Source organism: Gilvimarinus sp. DA14, from assembly GCF_024204685.1.
GTDB lineage: Bacteria > Pseudomonadota > Gammaproteobacteria > Pseudomonadales > Cellvibrionaceae > Gilvimarinus.
This window is the reverse complement of sequence record NZ_CP100350.1, coordinates 550,306-570,743: the sequence shown is the minus strand read 5'-3', so window position 1 is coordinate 570,743 and position 20,438 is coordinate 550,306. Positions and strand designations below refer to the sequence as shown.

Sequence of the window (20,438 nt, the reverse complement as noted above, 5' to 3'; positions counted from 1 at the left end):
TTTGCAGCAAAAAGAAAGCGATAAACGCGGGCCCAGTAACACTACCATGCGGTGGGGCGCTTAAGTGGCAAATTGTAATACAAATGTGAGGCGTGATGCCAAAGTCCTTGTAGCCAGGTTCTATGTTGGTTAACACACCAGTGCGAATTGGCGTTTACTTAGCGAGCGAGCAGATATTGATTATTTTGTGCGCAAGACACTCGCTATGCCGGGTTTTAGGTGTAGGCTGAATAGCAAGGAGGCCTAGGCTATGAAAGTTCAGATATTGACGGTTTGCTTACTCGTAACTGCCTGTGGAGGCTCGGGCGGAGGTGATGGGGGCGATGGCAACAGCTCGCCGGCGCAATCCTCCGCTAGCTCTTCTCATTCTTCGGCAAGTAGCCCATCAAGCAGCTCGTTAAGTAGCGCATCAAGCGCAGCGGCGGGATTAAGCGTTCGCCCCAGTAACATCAGCTGCCTTGCCGGACAATCGCCGCAACCGGAATACGGCGTTAAATTACAGCCGGTATACACAAATCTAAACTTTAACCAGCCAGTCGACATGCGCCAGCCCCCAGGCGATTCGGCGAATTGGTACTTAGCCGAAAAAAACGGCAGGATCATTCGTTTTGCCGACACACCAGACGTTAGTAACACCCGTGTATTTGCCGATTTAACCAGCCAAGTAAACGACAGCGCTAATGAAGCGGGACTTTTGTCATTTGCGTTTCATCCTCAGTTTGCCAGCAATGGCGAGGTTTATGTGTTTTATCAAACCGATGAGGCCGGTGGCGGTTGTTGCGATTCCTTGCTGTCGCGCTTTAGCACCGATGCATCGGGCACGCTTGACCCCGACTCCGAGCAAGAGCTTATTCGTTTTACCGCTCCCTACCGGTCTAAAAATCACTTTGGGGGACACCTGGGCTTTGGCGATGATGGCTACCTTTACTTGAGCATTGGCGACGGTGGCTCGGCAGGTGACCCAGACAACCGCGCCCAGAATACGGCCAACTTATGGGGCAGCATGATTCGTATCGATGTCGACAACGGCTCGCCCTACGCGATTCCGGCCAGTAACCCATTCGCCGATCAGTCCGATTTTTTGTGCGATACCGATACGCAGATGGAACAAAAGCAAAGTGCCGGCGGCGACTGCCCCGAACTTTACGCCTGGGGGCTGCGCAACCCCTGGCGCTGGTCGTTCGACCGGGCCACGGGTGAGTTGTGGCTGGCCGACGTGGGGCAGGGCAACTGGGAAGAAATTAATACCATTCAGCGCGGCGGCAACTATGGCTGGCGAGTTCGCGAAGGAGCGCACTGCTATAACCCTGCCAACAACTGTGACACACGCGGCCTGACAGACCCGGTGGCCGAAGAGCCTCAACCCGACTTTCAATCCATTACCGGTGGCTATCGCTACCGGGGTTCGACCATTGCCTCGCTGCAAGGTCACTATGTGTATGGCGATTTTGTTACAGGCCCCTTACATGCCCTTAAGCCAAACGATAAGGGCGGGTGGGACAAAGAAGTGCTTATAGCCAATACCGGACAGAATATTGCCTCGTTTGCCGAAGATCACCAGGGCGAGCTGTATATTTTGAGTTTTAACGGCGGTATTTTTCAGCTGCAAGACAACAACCAATCCGGCGGCGTCAACAACGCGCCTGCCGCTCAACTTTCCGATACCGGCTGTGTGAATGCCGCCAGCCCGCATCTGCCGGCCGACGGTTTAATTCCGTATAGTGTGACCGCGCCTTTCTGGTCCGATGGCGCACAGAAACAACGCTGGATAGCGTTACCCGACAATCAGCAGTTAAGCGTTCAGCCCAATCAAGACTGGGCCGTTCCGCCGGGCAGCGTATTAGTCAAAAACTTTTACTTAAACGACGAATTAATCGAAACCCGATTACTGAAACATCACACCGACCAGGTCTGGGCGGGTTATACCTACGCTTGGAATCAAGCCGGCACAGATGCCGAGCTGGTAGTAGGGGGCGCGGTTAGGCAGCGCCAAGGACAAGACTGGATCTACCCCAGCGGCAGCGACTGCATGCAATGTCATACCGAAGCGGCAGGACGAGCGCTGGGGCTTGAAACAGCACAGTTAAATAGCAGCTTTTTGTACCCCTCAACCGGCATTAACGGGCACCAGATCACCACGCTGCAAAGCATAGGTGTTCTTAGTGGTAGCGCCACCGATGCCAGACTTACCGACCCGGCTGATCAAAGCGCGTCTTTGCAAGAGCGGGCCCGAGCCTATCTTCATACCAACTGCGCCCAGTGCCACCAACCGGGCGGGGGCACTAATGTGGATATGGATTTGCGCTGGCAAACCTCGTTCAGTGAAATGCAGCTATGTAACCACCCGCCACAGAACGGCGATATGGGAATCAGCGATGCCATGCTGCTGGCACCGGGTGACAGTGATGCATCGATACTGCTGGCGCGTATGGCGTTGCGGGATCATGCGCAGCAAATGCCCCCCGTGGGCAGCAACCAGGTGGATACCCAAGGGCAAGCGTTATTGAATGAATGGATTGATTCGCTATCGGGATGTCCGGATTAGCGAGGGTGAAACTCACGTTCACTCCAAGGCAGAAGCTCACCACTTAAAAACGGGTGGCCACATTTGCTTGCGCCGTTATGCCTAAGCGCCTGGACGATACAAGTAGCGCCAGGCGCTTGGTAAAAGGCCTTAGTGCGCTAGGCGTAGCTTATTACTGCAAAGTGCTTGGGCCCTTGGGTCTTACAGCGGCTGACGAGCACAGGTAATATGGATTAGAATGTTGGTGAGCCAGAATAATAACATCAGCATTAGCCAATAAGGATTTCCCCCTTTGACTCAACAGCCCATAAAATTTCTCGATAGAGCGGCCGCGTATGCCAAGCAGCTCGATTATGCTCGCCCTGCCAGCGGGCAAATATACGGCTTTATTCGCGATGCCATTGTCAGTATGGAGCTGGAGCCGGGCCAGCTTATTTCCGAGTCGGCCCTGGCGAGTAAATTCGGAGTTAGCCGAACCCCGGTACGCGAAGCCTTAATTAAACTCGCCAATCTCGGTTTTGTTGAGGTGCTGCCCCAGCGCGGTACCTATGTATCGCGCTTGAGCATGGAAAAAATTCTCGAGGCGCGGTTTATTCGTGAAGCCTTAGAGGTTTCTGTGGTAAGCCATTTGGCAGAGAAGCCTAACCACCAGGCTGTGAAAGCCGCAGAAGCCATTATTGCCGAGCAAAAACTTGCCGCCGAGGCCGATGACGCGTTGTTGTTTCAAGAACTGGACGATAAGTTTCATCAGCTGTTGGCAAGCCATACCGGATACAGCCGGGTGGCGGCCATGATAGAGGAAGAGAAAGCGCATATGGACAGGGTGCGCAACCTAAGTTTGCACATGACCGGTCAGTATAAGCGCGTTCTCACCCAGCACAGAGCCATCATTCGCGCCATTAAAGCAGGTTCAGTGAGCGAAGCGGTAGATGCCATGAGCTTGCATTTGCGCGGAGTCTATAAAGTGCTAGATACCCTGCCGAAAGAACATCCCGAGTACTTTCAATAGTCAGAGCTTGCTTAGCAAACTCCCGGCATAAAAAAGCCCCGCGCAAGCGGGGCTAAGCGTTTACATCATGCTAGGGAGAGCATCAGTAAATCAGTGGCGCCTACGCGGCGCCTAATGCTGTTAAGCCTCATTCGTTTAAACTGTGAATACCGTTAAAACGATGCGCGCACACCCATGGTGTAAGTGGCGCCCGGGTAATACACATTGTAGGACTGTGAATCTTCCTCTACACCGTCGCCCACAAAGCGCGTTGACAAGGGTTCGTTGTTAACATTGTAAGCGTCAAAGGTGAGCGTCAGGTCGTTATCCTGCATTACCGGCAAACGGTAACTGGCCGATACATCCACCTGCGAGCGATCGCGGGTTTCTACATCCTGACCCCAAGAGTTAAAGGCCACAGCGCCTTCTTGATGGTAGAGTGTAACCCGCGCCTGAAAGACATCATTTTCGTAGTAACCGGTCAGGTTATACGAATCAGACACGCCGGTAATTTCGGCGCCTTCGGGCGAGTCATCTTCAATTTTGTTGGCGCTGGCATTAAAACCTAAACCTTCCACCAAAAAGTCCAGTGGCTGTACCCAGATCAATTCAAAGCCTTTAAGTGTACTGGCTTCACGACTGTTCACACGGGTAATAACTTGTACGGTGCAGTTAGGTGTGCAAATGGATTCGGCCTCAAGCTGAGTTGGAGTCAGCTCGCTTAAATCTACACCGTACTGGCCCAGGTTATCCAGATTTTCCAAGATGGTATCCTGGTAAGTAAAGCCGGTGATATCTTTGGTGTAATAGGTTAAGCCCACGTAACCCATATCGCTAAAGTACCACTCGCCGCCGATATCCAAGTTGGTGGATTCAAAGGGCGCCAGGCCCGGGTTACCCACACGCACTACATCAATGCCCGATCCATCCCACTGCGCCCCGGGGAACATGTCGCTGGGGTTAGCGCGGGTTAAACTGCGCGATGCACTGGTACGCAGTTTAATGTCGTCGGTTAAATCGTACACCGCGCTGAATGAGGGTAGAACACGATCATAACTTTCACTGGTGGCACCGGTTTGGTCTTCCACAAATTGATCGGTTTTTACCGCGCGTACGCCACTGTTGGTACGCAGCAGTCGACCGCCAATTTCAGTTTCAGTATTAAACTCTAAATAAAGAGCGGTAACTTCTTCTTCAATGTTGGTCAGGTTTTGCTGCTCTTCCTGCCACTGGTCGAAGCCGATTAAATCTTTCATGGCGGACCAGTCAGTCGCGCCAAAGCTTTGTACACCGCCCCAGCCGTCGATATTCGAACCAAAATTAACCGTGCGAATATAATTTTGAATGTTGTTTGTTAGCTCTGCCGTTGCACCCGAGCCTTCAAGGTACTCAGCCATGGTGACGGAACCATCCGCATTGCCATCGTACTCCATGGAAAACACAGGCAAGAAGGTTTGACGGGTAGATTCCATTTGGTCGTGGTGAATACCAAATTTAAACCCGTTGCGCTCAGCATCTTCACCGTACGCAAAATCAACGTGAAAGCCTGTGGTAGAAGTCTCGCGCTCGGTATGGCTGGCGCGAATACGGTCTTCGCCGTCGTGGGTGGTGTAGTTGGCGTAGTCGTTAGTGCTGCCGTAGTTTACCGAGGGCACAATGCCGTCATTGGCGTATTCCAAAGTGGTGTTGGCGCCAAACATCAACCCATAAGGGTTGTAGCGTGAAAATTCTGAATCGGTAAAACTTGCCGAGGCGGCCATCGAGAAATCATCAGAAATTTGCCAGTCAACACTCGGCATAATGCTGGTAAAGCTGGTTTCTTCGTCGTAGTCCTGGGACCCAATCCAGGGCGATGTGCCGTAGAATGTGCCTGAAACCACTTGGTTTTTACTGTCCAGCACTATGTCAGACGGAATGGGCTGGTACACATAGTTGCGACGATAAAAGTGGGAAATCTCATCGCGCGTGTATTCGTTCGCGGTGTCGGCGGTTAAAAAATCCAGCGCGGCAGTAATATCATCGTTTGGCGTGTACTCAAGCGAAACCAACGCAGAAATACTGTCTTTTTTGCCGTTGGTGGAGACCATACGACCAATGTACGGCAGCTGCATCGCATCATATGTCGCTTGCTCGCCGCTGATATCAATCACATCGCCTACATTCACGCCTGGGTGTGCAGCGGCGTAATCGGGGGTGGCAATATTGGAATAACGCAGACCATCGCCACTGCCATCAGCACAGGCGTTAGTACCAGGTTCCCCCAGGCAAACGCCTTGCAATACGTTGCCAATAACCTCGTAACCGTCAATACCATGGTCATTAGACTGAGCGACAACGCTGGTTAACACGCCAAAAGTATCGTTAGAAAAGCTGTAGGTGAGGGCACCTTTAGGGCTGGTTGAACTGGTCGCTTCTTTGTACACACCATCGACGCCAACATTGAAGGTATGGCCTTCACCCAAATCAGAAGGTCTCAGGGTTTTCATATTTACGTAACCCGATACACCACCTTCGATTTGCTGCGCGGTTGCGGTTTTATTCACGCTTAAGCTTTTAAACAGCTCGGGCGGAAAAATATCTAGGCTAACCTGCCGACCATCACTGCCGTTTTGGTTCATGTCACCCATTGAGGCCACGGACATGGAATTACCGTTTAACACCACTTTGGTAAAAGAGGGGCCCAAGCCGCGCACAGAAATCTGCTGACCTTCGCCGGTTACTTCACGGTTAATGTTAACGCCGGGGATACGACTTAACGATTCTGCCAGGTTCTGGCTGGGCATTTTACCGATGTCGTCCGAGAAAACTTCATCGGAGAAGCCCACTGAGTCGCGCTTTGCGGCGGTGGAGTTAAGTAGGCTACCTCGGTAGCCGGTAATAACGACCTCCTCAATGGCAGCGCCTTGGCTGGATTGCGCGGTGTCGTTATTGGCAGTTTGTGCCATGGTTGTGGCAGAGCCGGCAATTAACAGGCTCAGTAGGCCGAGCTTTGAGTGATTAAAGTGTGGCTTGGTTGGCATTGAGCGAGTCCTCTACTGGTGAACTTATTTTTATGTGTCCGCAAAACTAGTCTGATTAAACGCTCTGCGGTCTTTAGGCCACTAGTATACAAGTGGCGTTAGCTGCGGATACTAGCCCCGAAAAAATATTGTGTCAATTGGACTATAAGGGGGTTGGATAAATAGATTTGTTAATAAAAGTAATGCTGCGCACCGGGTCAAACAGGGCGTGCCAACCAGATTGCACAAGTCAGGAAGAAATAAACGAGTAGGTTTACAGGGGAATTAATTGAGTTTGTTGTGCGCCTTTTAGAATGGCCTTGCTCAGGTAGCGGTATAAGTCTCTGTCTAGCGCAGGCTCCGCCGCCGATGCGCGTAAATCATCCATATCCGGTTCACCAATGCCGGATTGAGAGGCTAACAGGCACCAATTATCAATCAAAAAAGCGGTGTACTGCTCGCCGTTTTGCGCATGTTCCAGCAAACAAACCGGGCCCGGATAGGGCCAAGCTTGCAGCGCAAGTTTTGCCAGAGATTCCATCATCCACACATTGTGTTGAACCGTGGAAATACTGCCAGTACACAAACCGCGACAGCGGTTTAACTGCCACCCCATGCAGGCAACAACCGCGGGTGTGTCGGTGAGTACCACATGATCACAAAGGCCCGCGGGCTTGGCCGCTTCGAGCAATGCGTTACGGGCTTTTTTCTGCGAGGGGAACAACCCGTACATTTTTAACTGTCTTTGGGCCTCGCCAACGGGGAGAATATGCGGGCGCAGCAAGCCTGCGTCATCTTCTTGCAATTGCAATGTATACAGCTTGCTTAATCTGCGCAGGCGGCGGTTAAAAATGGGCTGGTGTTTTTTTATCTCGGCCGACTCGAGCAGTAGCGCACTTAATTCACCGGTGGTGGGCTCGGCCTGAATGTCGCGAATTTGCTGGCACATGGCCATGGCTTTAGCGCTGGCTTTATCAGCGCTAAAGTGCGACATCACACGCTTGCGGACATTGATGCTTTTGCCGATGTACAACAAATTGTCGTTGTCGCCGTAAAAGTAATACACCCCGGGTGTGTTCGGCAGGCGCTCGATGACACCGGGCTCAAGCCCAGGCGGCAGGCTGGGGCGCCTTGTTTGCCCTTGCACCGCAGTCATAAATGCTGCTGCGGTCTTTTCTTGTTGGGCGATTGTTAAAAAATGATAGGTGGCACGGGCGTCGGCCAAGGCGCGATGCCGTGCCGATGTGGGAATATCAAACCGCTGAATGATTGCCTCCAAACCATGACGCTTAAACTCCGGATATAAAGCGCGAGATAGCTTCACCGTGCACAACAAATTTAGCTGTACGGGAAAGCCCAGGTCGGCAAACGCATTGCGAATAAAACCGTAGTCAAAGCGGACATTATGGGCAATAAAAACTTTGCCCTCTAGACGCAGCCAGATTTGTTTTGCCACCTGCTCAAAACGCGGCGCATCGGCGACCATTTCATTGTCGATTCCGGTTAACGCCTGCACAGTCTTGGGAATTGCCATACCCGGGTTTATCAGCGTACTCCATTCGTGCACGCCTTTATCATCCACCGTCACAATACCAATTTCGGTGATGCGGTCACGAGTTACATTGCCGCCGGTGGTTTCGATATCCACAATGGCCAGCGGACCATTCAAACCGGGGAAAAACGATTGCTTGAGCGTATCTGTCACGCACCCTCCAGGTGTCTACACACACTGTATGATACGCGATTTTATACCAGCAAGATCAGCGCATTATGACAGCTTACGCCGCCCATAAAAAAGGGGCCAGAAAATCTGACCCCAAAGCAAGCTCTACAAAGGAGAGTAGAACACGTAACTTAATAGGTTTTACAAGCGTGCGCGTAAACCAACCGCTACCCGGCGCTCTTGCACGCTAAGTGAGTAGAAGGAGTCCTCAAACTGCGAGTAGTTGCGATAATCCGTTTCGGTCAGGTTGGTACCCTGCAGGTAAACGGTAAAGTTCTCGTTGACATCGTAGTTCACAGAGGCATCCAGATAACCGGCTGGCTCACTCCAGTTACCCAGGCTAATAGGCGCTTCGTTGGTGTTTAAGCCCGCCTGACCCTGAAAGATTTCGCTGCGCCAGTTGTAGGCAATACGCGAGCTGAGCTGCTCACCCTGATACCACAGAATCAAGTTGGCCTGATGCTCGGAGTTCGATTGCAGCGGGAAGGCATTACCTTCTAAATCCACAGCGCCCGAGTCGTTATCCGAGTAGGTGTAGTTAGCCTCAATACCGGTGTTGCTCAGCACGCCAGGGAGGAAAGTAAAAGCCTGCTTGTAGCCCAGCTCAATACCCTGCAGGTCCGAGGCGGGCACATTCTGCGTTGTCCAGACGTTGGCGGTACGGCGTACCACACCGTCAGAGTCTGGGTAGGCGCGGGCCTCCTGCATTGACTGAGTTGCACTTTCTACCTCAATCAAGAAGATGCTGGCCCCCAAAATACCGCCGTCGGCAAAGTACCACTCGGTAGAAAGGTTGTAGTTATTGGCGCGCCATGGATCGACATAGGGGTTACCCTGATCATTACCACCACCCGGGCTGGTAACGACGTTGTAGTTGCCATTCTCATCGCTCTGGTTTCCGTCTTCGGTATAGACCTTGTATTCCTGATACCAAAGGGATTCACCCGAGCCGACGTTCGCTAAATCGTTACGTGACATGGTTTCGGCGTAGCCAAAGCGAACGATGACGTCTTCTCGGGGGAAGAAGTTTATGTTGAACGAGGGCAGCACATCGGTAAACGAAGTTTCAGTGGTCTCGGTGCCGAGAGTTTTGTACATAATCTGCCAGCCTTGGGGCTCGCCATAGGTCGCCGGGTAGCCGCCACCGTAGTAGGTGCCATCTTCAGGTACAGCCTGCTGATCGTAGAGGGCATTAACCACTTCGCGCTTGGTCTCTACCACCTGCACACCGAAGTTACCTTCAAACGGAATACCGAACAGGCCTTCGTCATTGGCAAAATTTAGCTGCACATAACCTGAGGTTTCTTCTTCAACCACTGAGTAGGCGCGCGACGGATCGGTAAAGCGCTCGGACCCTGGGTAAACAAACTCCATAAAGCCGTCCAGATCATCCAGCACATGAGGGTCCAGCGCTGCTACGCCGTCGCCCCAGCCGCCGAAGGGGCCAAAGTCGTTGTATGAAGTGAGCATGCCACGCAGCTCATCATAGGGTTCAATACCCAGCTGTGCATTGCCGGCAAAGTCATTCCAATCCGGATACTGCTGCCACTTGTAATCGCCGGGCAGGGGTTCATACCACAGATCTTCCGGTACATTCGGGTCGGCCCAGGTGGAGTAGTAACCGGTAGGCGTCATATAGATAAAACGCTCGTTATCCACGTCGCGGCGACCGTAGCGCACACCAAAGTCCACCGAGGTGAAGTTGGCGAAATCAAACTCATAGGAGCCGTCGGCGCGGGCAACATCCAGGGTGGCTTCTTGTTCAACGCCGTCGGCAAACGCCTGGAACAGATTCAGGCGATCAGTGCTTGAGAGATCATCCTCAAACTGGAATGTCGGATATTCTTCGCGGTAATCGACGGTCACCCAGAAAGGCTCAACCGGGTCATCAATGCCGTCGTTGTTTTCGTCTACCCAGTACCACTCGGGCGTGCCTTGCTGGAAGGTGGCGTTTTCGTAAGTTTTTTCTGCATCGCCGTGAATGTAGCGCACAGAACCTGTGAATGGCCCGCCGTTGTCAAACGCCAATTCAATATTGGCATTGAGCGATTCGGTGTGGTTTTGCGTGCTCTGCGTGGTCGCCTGAAAGTCCGGCGCTTCCACCACAGCGACTTGAATAGAATTAATGTCGCGCGCAGGGGTGTCACCTTCAGCCGGAACTGTTGTCTCGTAACTGGTTTCGGTACCTGGGCGCAGCACGTCGTAAGCATCGCTGTTGCTGCCGTTAAATTGCGTGCGCACACCGCGATCGTATTGATCCATCTTGGTGTAGAAAACATCGGTGGTCAGTTCCAGACTGTCGGAAATATCAAACTGGAAGGAGCCGGACATACCTTCGCGCTCGCGCTCCATGACAAAGGCGCTCACTCCATAGGCGCCGGGCACTAGGTAGCGATCGTTCAGATTGCCGTTGTTGTTTAAGTCCAGCGGGTCGCCGCCCTGGTTAACAAAGCCCAGACGCAGGTCTTCGCGAATCTGGTAGTTGGCAGAGTTTGAATCGGTTTGAAAGCCACCCAGGGTAAAACCAAAACGGTCACCGTTGTAGCCGACAAACGCATTGAAGTTGTAGTTGTCTTCTTCAGTGATGGAGCCCTGCGACATCTCGGCGCCGGCAGCAGCGGTCCAACCCTGGTCAAGATTGCGCGGGCGACGGGTTTTTAAATCCACAACGCCAGAAATACCGCCCACAGACAGGGCCGCGCTTTGCGATTTGTACACGTCTACACCGGAGATCATGGTGGCGGGAATATCGGAGTAGTTGGCTCCAACATCGGTAATGGACCAGGGGCTCAAAAACTGCTCGCCATTCAGGGTGGTCAAAACCTGCGGCATACCGCGAATATTAAGGCTGGTGCCTTCCCCGGCGGTACGCTGTATTTGCACACCGGTTACACGCTGAAGCGAGTCAGCAATGGTCACGTCCGGAAGCTTGCCAATGTCTTCAGCAACAATCGAGTCGACAATAATTGAAGAGTCTCGTTTGATATCCACGGCCGCCTCTTGCGATCCACGAATACCGATGACAACCACTTCTTCCAGCTGTCCTAAAGACTCATCGGTAGTATTCTGTGCGCTTGCGGGTAGGGCTGTTAGGCCTGCAGATACGGCCGCTACGGCTAATGATAGTAAACGCTTTTGTTGTTTATTTTGCATATGGGCATCCTCATTTTTTATCAATTATGGAATCGCTTCACGCGCTTCTGAGGTTATTAGGTGGGCAAAACCTCATGCTGCACGGCTCCGTTCAGATGACGCGAGAAGCGGTAAATTTTTATGTGCTATTTATCCGATCTTTTATAGCTAGGGCGGGACCTTAACGATTTATGTAAACGGTTACACTTTTGTTTACATAGCTTTACCCAGGTGTTCAAAGTTTGCACAGAACAATGCTTTTTGCGCCAATACAGATTCAGCGCTTTTGCCTAGCTGGTCGGCGCGGCAAAGAATTTAGGCGCTACAATCCTGCGGCTATATGTGGATAGGGTGGCGAGCAGCGCTACCAGATTGGCTGGTGAGCCAAAAAATTCCGCTCGAAGAGACTTGTCTGTATGCTCTTAGAGGCAAAGCAGCACACAGCGGACACGAATGTATGATCAAAATTGATAGCAGCGCCATCAAAGGGCTGGAAGTATTTTTAGCGGTGATAGAGGCCAATGGCATCTCCAACGCACAAACGCTGCTCAATAAAGACGCATCGGCCATCAGTCGCAGTCTTAGCGCACTTGAGGCGCGCCTGGGCCTCACACTCTGCGAGCGCGGCCGACAGGGGTTTCGCCTTACCCCGGAGGGGCAGCAGGTGGCCGATGAAGCGCTTAAGTTGTTCGCCTCGTTTCGCTCTTTTGAGCACCGCACTGAAAGTTTAGGTGGGCATGGCTCGGGTCGCCTCGCCATCGGCGTGATCGACAATATTATCGGCGAAACTCGTTTTCGCCTCGATCGCGCCATCACCGAATTGGGCGAGCATTTTTCGTCTGCTCTGCACATCGATTTGTATGTGAAAACTCCCTACGAGCTAGAAAAATATCTGCTGGATAAACGCATCGACATTGCTTTGGGCATCTTCGAGCGCTACCACGATGCGCTGCAGTATCGCCCCATATACGAAGAGCTGGATTATCTTTACGCCGCGCCGGACAACCCGGCCGCGCGCTTGCAGGTACAAGGGGTGGGCGGTGAGCGTTTACTGAATGAACTCAAACATCAGAACTTTGCCGCCCGCAATTTCCTCAACGAGTCCGACATTGCGTGTCTCGGTTATGACCTCTTGGGTGATGTCAGCTACACCGCCAACCTTGAAGCCATTGCCTTTCTGATTCTCTCGGGGCGCTATGTCGGCTTTATGCCCGCCCAGTACGCGGCCCAGTTTGTCAGCGCGGGGCGACTGGTGCCGATTCTTGCCAAACAGATCAAGCGGGGCTCGGTAATGACCCTGGCACACCGCAAAACTGAAGAGAAAAGCCGCTTCATTATCGCTGAAGCGCTGGATTTGCTGACTCAGACAACACTTGCACAAACTGACAAGTAAGCGGGTATTTATTGTCATTTTTTGGCGCTTGGTGCCGGGGTAGGGTGTGTCTGACACTGACTCAATGACGGAATCATCGCTATGTTTAAAACATTTGTCCGCCCCCTTGGCTATGCCACTTTAGCTCTGACAGCCTGCGCGCCCTTAGCCCAGGCCGAAGAGCAGTACAAAATCGCCTGGACCATTTACGCCGGTACTATGCCCCTGGGGTATGCCGAGGACCACGGTATTCTCGCCAAATGGGGCGATAAATACGGCTTTGATCTCCAGGCGGTGCAACTGAACGACTACATTGAAGCGCAAACGCAGTTTGCCGCCGGCACCTTTGACGGCTCGGTGGCGATCACCCTGGATGCGCTCACCATTCCCGCCGGTTCCGGCGTAGACACAACTGTGGTGCTGCCCCTGAGCACCTCGGTGGGCAGTGACGGTATTGTGATGCGCGGTAAAGACGCGCAATTGGCGGATATTAAAGGCAAGCGTATCAACCTGGTAGAGCTGTCTGGTTCACACTATATGCTGGCGCGTGCGCTCGACAGCGTCGGGCTGAGCGAGCAGGATGTGACGGTGGTGAACACCTCGGATGCCGACATAGGCTCAATTTTCACCGACGAAAGCACCCAAGTCGTGGCCACCTGGAAACCCCAGCTCAGCCAGATTCTCAACCAGTTTGAGGACACAACGCTGGTGTTTGATTCGGCCGATATTCGCGGCGAAATCGTCGACGGATTAATTGTGCACACCCAGACGCTGGCACGTGAACCCAACCTGGGTAACGCCATTGCCGGCGCCTGGTATGAAACTATCGCCATGCTCGATCCGACCCACCCGGAGCACGAAGCGTTTGTCGCTTACATGGCTGAACAGCTGAATACCAGCCCCCAGGATTTAAAGTCGCAACTGGCCACCATTGACTTTTTCAGCGCCGAAGAGAGTGTCGCTTATGTGACCTCTGCGCAATTTAGCGAAACCATGCAAAACATCACAGGCTTTGCTTTCGAGCACGGCCTACTGGGTGAGGGCGCCCCGGATGCTAATTTTATCGGCATTGAAACGGGCACTGGCGACGTGCTGGGTAGCGAGTCTAACGTCAATTTGCGTTTTGCGACCGATTGGATGCTAGAGGCACAACAATGAGCGAGTGGGCATCCATCGAGCAGGCAACCCCTTATCCCTGGCCCCTGGCGGGCCAGTGGAGCGCGCGCAATACGGCGGTGGTTGTGATTGATATGCAGCGGGATTTTCTCGCCCAAGAGGGCTACTTTGCCAGCCTCGGTGAAAATATCGATCATCTGCGCCAGGCAATTAAGCCAGCCCAGGATTTTTTACAGGCGGCGCGGCAGCAACCGTTTTTAATCATTCATACTCGTGAAAGTCATCGCCCGGAGTTGCTGGACTTACAGGACAATAAGCGCCGTAAAGCGCAGCGTCAGAATTCGCCCGTGGGTAAACAGGGGCCTCTGGGGCGCTTGCTGGTGCGCGGCGAGCCGGGGTGTGACTTTTACCCGGGCTTTGCGCCGCAAGCGGGGGAGATTGTGGTCGACAAACCGGGTAACAGCGCCTTCTACGCCACCGACTTCGAGCACATACTTAGGGTGAGGAATATTCGCAACCTTATTTTGCTCGGAGTCACCACCGATGTTTGTGTGTCCTCAACCATGCGCGACGCTAACGACCGGGGGTTCGATTGTTTATTGTTAAGCGATTGCTGTGGCGCCGCTACACAAAGTCTGCACGAGCACACTCTTAATAGTATCAGTCACGAGGGCGGTATTTTTGGCGCTTACAGCGACAGCCAAGCCTTAGTGCAAGCGTTGCAACAAGTTTAAATAGTGGTGTGCGACTGCCCCCCGACGCGGGGGGCAGCGCAAAACGCCTGTCAGTGAATCGCTGCTTTTAAATCCAGTCCCACGGTATCCAGATAATAATCCGTGTAGGTGTTGTACTGGCCTCGCGACCACAGCACCAATTTGTGCTCGCCGTCGTTTACCACCATGGGGCGGATGTTGTGGCGGTGGTCATCAAAGGACAAGCGCTGCCAATCGATGGAGGCAGTTTCGTCCGCCGATGTTACCTGCGCGGTAAAAATCTGATGTTTCCCACCCAGAGCTTCACCATTGGTGGGGTCGACATCGGTAGAGATAACCACGCGCTGAGGATCAGCTGGATCCAGAGTGATTAAGCCGGTATAGCTGGCTTCGCGTTCGTACAAACGACTGCCGGCGTGGGCTACTTCGCGATCAATCCACTTTTCGCCGTTCCATGACGCAATGCGATAGCGCTGGTCGTCGTTACTCAGATACAAAGAGTAGGCGATGTGTGGGTGACCCTGGCTGTCTATTTCTACGGCGCTGGTCCAGGCGCTGTTTTGCGCGCTCAACTCTACGCTGCGAAACCCGCCGCCACCACCGGTAAAGATTTTTTCAGCCTCAGAGGGTTTTAGGGGACCATCTTTTGCCAGGTTTTTGATAAACGTGCCGTCTACTTGGTAGAAGTTACCATCGCGAAATTCGGCGTAGTAAATGCTGGTGCCGTAATCGCGCGGATGGGCATCGGTAAACGAGATACCAATGGTGTCTGTGCCATTGCTGGTGTAGCGGGCGTAAGGGCGGTGACGGCCTTCGACTTCATTTTGAATAAAGTGCGTCTCTTCACCCCAGGTTTTGCCGTGATCGCTGGAGACAACCATGGTGGGGTTCCAGTCAACGCCGCGATAGAAGTTGTACAGCTTGCCATCGTTAAGGGCAAACAGGTTCATATAGGTGACAGAGTCGTCGTAGGTTTTGGTTTTTTCGTCACCCCAGCTTAAATAGTCGTCGCTGTTGGATATGCGGTAGTAATGGATGTTTTCAGTGCTGTGACGCGCATAGACGCTTAACACACTGCCGTCTGGGCGGGCGTAGAAAACGGGGGAGTTGTGGTCGTCATGATCAAATTGATCGTGCAGGGTGGTGCGACCCAGCAGAGCGTCGCGCTCTAAATCGTAAACGCCAACGGCCGCGTCACCGCGACCGTTGCCGGCAACACCGCCCACCAGCAACTTGCCGTTGTGGACGATGGCGCGGGGGTCCTGAAACCAGCACCACCCGCTGTTGTACATAAAGGTGCGAACATCAGTTATCTTTTTTTTTTACGCCTTCTTCTTCAGCCAGCAGCTTGTACAGTTCGCTGCCTGCGGCCAGAAAGGCGCCAATACCGTACACCTCGGTGTAGTCGGGGAAGGAGTCGCCGGGTGCGGCGCCTACCGGTTGTACATGCCCCAGCAGCCCTTCATCGGTTACGGCGCCGGACAGTGCCTGCCAGGCACGCATAACCGCTGGTTGGTAGGTTTCGTGATCGAGAATGCCCTGGTTGATGCCCCAGGCCAGACCAAAGGTAAAGAAAGAGGTGCCGCTGGTTTCGATAATCGGGTAACCGTCAATACCGCCCAGCAAACCCATAGACCAGGTGCCGTCGTCGCGCTGAATCTCTAACAGGCGGGCCGCCATTTCTTTGTATAAGTCGATATAAAAGTCACGACCTTCCCAGTTAGCGGGCAGGTCCGGAATCATTAATGCCAGACCGCCAAATACCCAACCGTTACCGCGCGACCAGAAAATATCTTCGCCGTTTTTCTCGCTTTTGGTAAAGAAGCTGGAGTCGCGCCAGAACAGGTGATCTTTTTCACTCCACAGCAAATCGTAGGTGGCGTGATATTCCCGGTCCATAAACTCCAGATACTTGGGGTCGCCAGTCACTTTAGACAGACGTGCCCACACCGGAGGCGCCATAAACAGTGCGTCACTCCAGCCCCAGCGGTCGTGGGCGTGGGTGTCTTCTGCCAGCCAGTCCAGAGTACCGGTTTTGGGGTTTTCTAAAATCCAATCAAACTGTTCCCGGGTGGGCTCCAGCATCTTAGGATCGTTAAAATCTTCATACAGCGCCAGGTAGAACTGCCCCACGGTGTGGTCGTCGGCATGGTAGGGGCGACGGTGCAGCTCCCAATCGTTGCGCTCGCCAATCTCGATCAGCCAGTTGGTATATTTCTCGGGGTTGTCGGCGACTTTACGCCACTGATTCATACCCGCGTACAGAGCCCCGTGATGCCACTCCAAGTCATGGTACTGCTCGCTGTTCATCCACTCCGGCGGAACCCTAGGCAGGGCGCGATATTCACCTTGTTGGTAAAAGGTTTCAATCTGCCAGTCGGCGACTTTCTTGGTCAGTGCTTTTACCGAATCGGCCGTCGGCGTGGGAGATGTCTGTTTTGTCGCAGTGGGCGAGCAGGCGACTAAGCCTATAAATAAAACACTGAATAGTATTTGTCGCATTGTGCAAACCTTATTATTGACGAATTAATTATTATCGAGGCCATGTCGTGGCTGAACGGCAATCATTATATTGGTATTATATTATCAATAGGCCAAAAACATAATAACGCATTTCGCTGCGACAACAGAGGTAAAGCATGCTCAAAATTCTCGCTCGCTCACTCCCAATAGCTGCCTTAACACTAATACTTAACGCCTGCGTCAGTAAACCAGAGTCAAAAACCGGCTATATTTTCAGCTCCTTTCGCGGTAATGGCGAGAGCGGCTTACATCTGGCATACAGCCGCGACGGCTACCATTGGCAAGCGCTGAATGGCGACCAACCAGTTTTGCAATCCACCGTAGGACAGGGCCTGATGCGCGACCCCTGTATTATTCAGGGCCCTGATGGTCGCTACCATATGGTGTGGACCACCGGCTGGTGGGATAAGGGCATTGGCATCGCTCATTCGGATAACCTGATTGATTGGAGCGAACCCGAGTTTATTGCCGTCATGGCCCACGAACCCACTGCCCGCAATAGCTGGGCACCGGAAATCATATGGGATGATGAACGCGAGCAGTATTTGATTTACTGGGCCAGCACCATACCCGGCCGCTTTCCCGCTACCGAAGATACGGGCGACGATGGACTTAACCACCGCATTTATTACACCGCCACCAAAGACTTTAAACACTACAGCGAGACCCAGCTGTTTTACCAGCCGGACTTTAACGTGATTGACTCAACCATCGTAAAAGACGGTGATGAGTATGTGATGGTGTTAAAAGACGAAACCCGCCACCCGCCGGCCAAGTACTTACAAGTCACTCGCAGCAACAGCTTATACGGCCCTTGGCAGACACCGCTTGAACCCTTTACTCCCACAGACTTATGGGTAGAGGGCCCAACAATACTGCGCCTGCCCGATAGCTGGTTGGTCTATTACGACGAGTACACCAGCAAAGCCTTTGGCGCGATGAAAACCCAGGACTTTATTCATTGGGAAGATGTGAGCGACCAGATTAAAATGCCCGAGGGCAGCCGCCACGGTACGGTGCTTCAAGTGTCTGAAACAGCCCTGGCGCCTCTACTGGCTTTGGATAAAAACACGGCGTCTCACTCGGAACAATCACTGGCTCCCTAAGCCTATATCTTATGCCCACAGCGAGACCAACACACTCGCTGTAGACATGAGTGATGCCAATAGGGCGAAACCCAACGCCAGAGGCGGCAGCAATCTCGGTCGAAAATTGGCGGCCAGCAAGGCGACGATTGCCGCCGCCGAAGCGCAGCCCGCTAACTGGGCCAAGCCAATACCCAAGCTTCGCAAGTTTAGCGCAAAGACACAGGCAATAATTATTAACAACCAGGATAAGGCGCGCAACCTGACAGGCGTGATAGCAAATGAGCTGCCGGTTTTTTGCAATTGCCAGCGCACTTTGGCGCTCGCCAACGCAAAGCCGGTAAACGCTGCCGCGCAAAGCAATAGAAGGCTAAACGATAAAATCCCGTTCATGGTGTTGCTCCCGACCGGCTAGTCGCTTTTAACCGATGCACCCGCCAGGCGCACCAACCAAAACAGCCCCCCAGTATGGCAAATGCCAAATCAACGCCCGCAAAAACCCAGTCGCCTTGAGCCACACTGCGAATTAAACCGCGCTCGGTCGTGATCGCATTCAGAAGCGGCAATAACAAATAAGAGGCGCTCGCCAGCATTAATAACTCTTGCCATACCCGTGCCCTGGGCCTTACCGCCACCCACAACAAAAGCACCAGCCAAACCATAAATAACGTATGAACCTCCCACGCGGCGCGACTGGCCATAGTGACTGGAAGCAATCGATTGGCGGCAAAATAGCAGGCAATAGCAACGGGCAAACCGACAATCGTGCCGGCGTTTAGCACTTCGACTAAGCGTAAACCTTTAACCGCAGCGGCGTTTTTACGCTCGGCTTTTTGCCGCCTTTTTACTGACCACAGAATTAAGCCAGTCGCGACCATGCCGGTGCCCATAAGCCCCGATAAAAAATACAGCCAACGCAGCAGTGGTTGAGCAAACAACCCCTCGTGCAGCCCCAAAAAAACATCTCGCACTTGCTTGGCCTTTGATGAATCGGCGGGCTGAATATGCAGAAGCTCGCCACTTACGCCATCATATACCCGTCGCTCAGCGCTGGTGCTAACGGTATCGGAAATACTTTGGTAAGCGACAATGCGCGCATTTTTATCGCCCGGGTGATGAATATCCAAGGTCTGCACGCGGCCTGCGCCCCAATGCTGCTCAAGCTGCGCCATTAATGGGGCAATATTTATCAGGGGCGCTTGTTGCCCTGCGGGCTCAATCAAACCCGGCGGATCGAAAACTTCAGCGTAAAACTGTCTGCGACCGTCCTCTGGGTATTGCGATGAGACAATAAAGGGCATAAGCGAAAAGCCTAAAAACAACAGCCCCGAATACGTAATCATTAAGTGAAAGGGCAGCGCAAACACACTTAAAAAATTGTGCGCGTCGAGCCAGGATCGACGCCCTTTACCTAAACGTAAAGTAAAAAAATCAACGAAAATATTCTTGTGAATAATAATGCCGGTAATTAAACCCACCATCATAAACAGCGTGGCAATACCGATGATTTTGTCGCTGTACTGGCGCGATAAATAATGAAGCCGCCAATGCATTTGATACAAGGTCTGCCCACCGCCGGTGGCGCGGGGTTCGAGTGGTTCGGCGGTTTGCGCATCCAGCAGTACACGACCGCTGGCGGCACTGGCCCCCATATCGGTAGAGGCGCCCTGCCAAAATACGTTGGGGTAGGGTATGTTGCGATCGGTGGGCAAACTGATAAACCAGCGCTCCGCCCCCGGCGCTTGCTCTTGCATACGCGCGACAATGGCCTGTGCTGTGTGCGAGGCATTTACGTGCTGTATCGGCGGCAACTCGGGCTGCATCCAGCGGTCCAGCTCGGTATCAAAATAACCGGCGGTGCCGGTCACAAATATTAAGTAAAGTATCCAGCCAAGGGTTAAACCGGCCCAGGTATGTACCCAGGTCATGGCGGGGCGAAAACCACTGGATTTCGCTGAAGAATTATTCACAGGGTAAACCCCGACAACCACAAACCCGCTGCCAATAAGGGCAGGACAGGTATCAGCATATTGAGCCAAGCACGCAGGTGATGCGGCGCGGCAAAAGCCCATACAATAGCGGCGACATAAACCGCAAAGCTAATAAGGTGAGCCACGAGTGTGGCGTCACTGCGTGAGGCGGGAAGCACAGCGGCGAGTAATACACTGGCGGATAAGGCTAACAGATAGCCTCCAAAAAGTGCCGCAATAATGTGAGAGGCTAAACGCCAACCTGAGTGGGACATAAAAAAACAAGCAAAAAA

General features: G+C 52.9%; 14 protein-coding genes. 6 read left to right on the top strand and 8 right to left on the bottom strand.

What is annotated here, in order from left to right:
• The first annotated feature begins 250 nt into the window (after positions 1-250).
• Both NHM04_RS02335 and NHM04_RS02330 read left to right on the top strand, forming a co-directional pair.
• Complete coding sequence (locus NHM04_RS02335) at positions 251-2,545, top strand: PQQ-dependent sugar dehydrogenase (RefSeq protein ID WP_254265447.1); 2,295 nt, start codon at positions 251-253, stop codon at positions 2,543-2,545.
• A 271-nt stretch (positions 2,546-2,816) separates the two neighbouring features.
• Complete coding sequence (locus NHM04_RS02330; protein WP_254265446.1) at positions 2,817-3,533, top strand: GntR family transcriptional regulator; 717 nt, start codon at positions 2,817-2,819, stop codon at positions 3,531-3,533.
• A 152-nt stretch (positions 3,534-3,685) separates the two neighbouring features.
• Here NHM04_RS02330 and NHM04_RS02325 read toward each other — a convergent pair whose 3' ends face one another.
• The 3 genes from NHM04_RS02325 to NHM04_RS02315 form a co-directional block, all read right to left on the bottom strand.
• A complete protein-coding gene (locus tag NHM04_RS02325) occupies positions 3,686-6,532 on the bottom strand; it encodes a TonB-dependent receptor (RefSeq protein WP_254265445.1) in 2,847 nt (948 codons plus the stop codon).
• 253 nt (positions 6,533-6,785) lie between these two features.
• Positions 6,786-8,216 (bottom strand): exonuclease domain-containing protein, encoded by a 1,431-nt coding sequence (locus NHM04_RS02320; RefSeq protein ID WP_254265444.1) that lies wholly within the window; start codon positions 8,214-8,216, stop codon positions 6,786-6,788.
• Positions 8,217-8,375: 159 nt separating this feature from the next.
• Complete coding sequence (locus NHM04_RS02315; protein WP_254265443.1) at positions 8,376-11,387, bottom strand: TonB-dependent receptor; 3,012 nt, start codon at positions 11,385-11,387, stop codon at positions 8,376-8,378.
• A 436-nt stretch (positions 11,388-11,823) separates the two neighbouring features.
• Here NHM04_RS02315 and NHM04_RS02310 point away from each other — a divergent pair, with 436 nt between their 5' ends.
• The 3 genes from NHM04_RS02310 (at position 11,824) to NHM04_RS02300 (ending at position 14,588) form a co-directional block, all read left to right on the top strand.
• Positions 11,824-12,759 carry a LysR family transcriptional regulator gene (locus NHM04_RS02310; RefSeq protein WP_254265442.1) on the top strand — a complete coding sequence of 312 codons (936 nt, stop codon included), beginning with the start codon at positions 11,824-11,826 and terminating at the stop codon, positions 12,757-12,759.
• An 81-nt stretch (positions 12,760-12,840) separates the two neighbouring features.
• Complete coding sequence (locus NHM04_RS02305; RefSeq protein ID WP_254265441.1) at positions 12,841-13,896, top strand: putative urea ABC transporter substrate-binding protein; 1,056 nt, start codon at positions 12,841-12,843, stop codon at positions 13,894-13,896.
• Positions 13,893-14,588, top strand: coding sequence for a cysteine hydrolase family protein (locus NHM04_RS02300; protein ID WP_254265440.1), 696 nt, complete (start codon positions 13,893-13,895; stop codon positions 14,586-14,588). The genes NHM04_RS02305 and NHM04_RS02300 overlap by 4 nt, the downstream gene beginning before the upstream one ends.
• Before the next feature lie 50 nt (positions 14,589-14,638).
• On the opposite strand, the gene NHM04_RS02295 is transcribed toward NHM04_RS02300, so the two are convergent.
• Both NHM04_RS02295 and NHM04_RS02290 read right to left on the bottom strand, forming a co-directional pair.
• Complete coding sequence (locus NHM04_RS02295; RefSeq protein WP_254265439.1) at positions 14,639-15,859, bottom strand: BNR-4 repeat-containing protein; 1,221 nt, start codon at positions 15,857-15,859, stop codon at positions 14,639-14,641.
• Between the two features lie 13 nt (positions 15,860-15,872).
• A complete protein-coding gene (locus tag NHM04_RS02290) occupies positions 15,873-17,069 on the bottom strand; it encodes a glycoside hydrolase family 105 protein (protein ID WP_254265438.1) in 1,197 nt (398 codons plus the stop codon).
• Between the two features lie 137 nt (positions 17,070-17,206).
• Here NHM04_RS02290 and NHM04_RS02285 point away from each other — a divergent pair, with 137 nt between their 5' ends.
• Positions 17,207-18,196: a glycoside hydrolase family 43 protein gene (locus tag NHM04_RS02285; protein ID WP_254265437.1), complete on the top strand. Its 990-nt coding sequence runs from the start codon at positions 17,207-17,209 to the stop codon at positions 18,194-18,196.
• Positions 18,197-18,205: 9 nt separating this feature from the next.
• Here NHM04_RS02285 and NHM04_RS02280 read toward each other — a convergent pair whose 3' ends face one another.
• From NHM04_RS02280 to NHM04_RS02270, 3 genes are read right to left on the bottom strand one after another with little or no spacing between them, the layout of a single operon-like run.
• Complete coding sequence (locus tag NHM04_RS02280) at positions 18,206-18,568, bottom strand: DUF3325 family protein (protein WP_254265436.1); 363 nt, start codon at positions 18,566-18,568, stop codon at positions 18,206-18,208.
• Positions 18,565-20,145 carry a PepSY domain-containing protein gene (locus NHM04_RS02275; RefSeq protein WP_254265435.1) on the bottom strand — a complete coding sequence of 527 codons (1,581 nt, stop codon included), beginning with the start codon at positions 20,143-20,145 and terminating at the stop codon, positions 18,565-18,567. Before NHM04_RS02275 ends, NHM04_RS02280 begins: the two co-directional genes overlap by 4 nt.
• On the bottom strand, positions 20,142-20,420 hold the full coding sequence (locus tag NHM04_RS02270) for a DUF3649 domain-containing protein (protein WP_254265434.1): 279 nt from the start codon (positions 20,418-20,420) through the stop codon (positions 20,142-20,144). Before NHM04_RS02270 ends, NHM04_RS02275 begins: the two co-directional genes overlap by 4 nt.
• Positions 20,421-20,438: the final 18 nt, after the last annotated feature.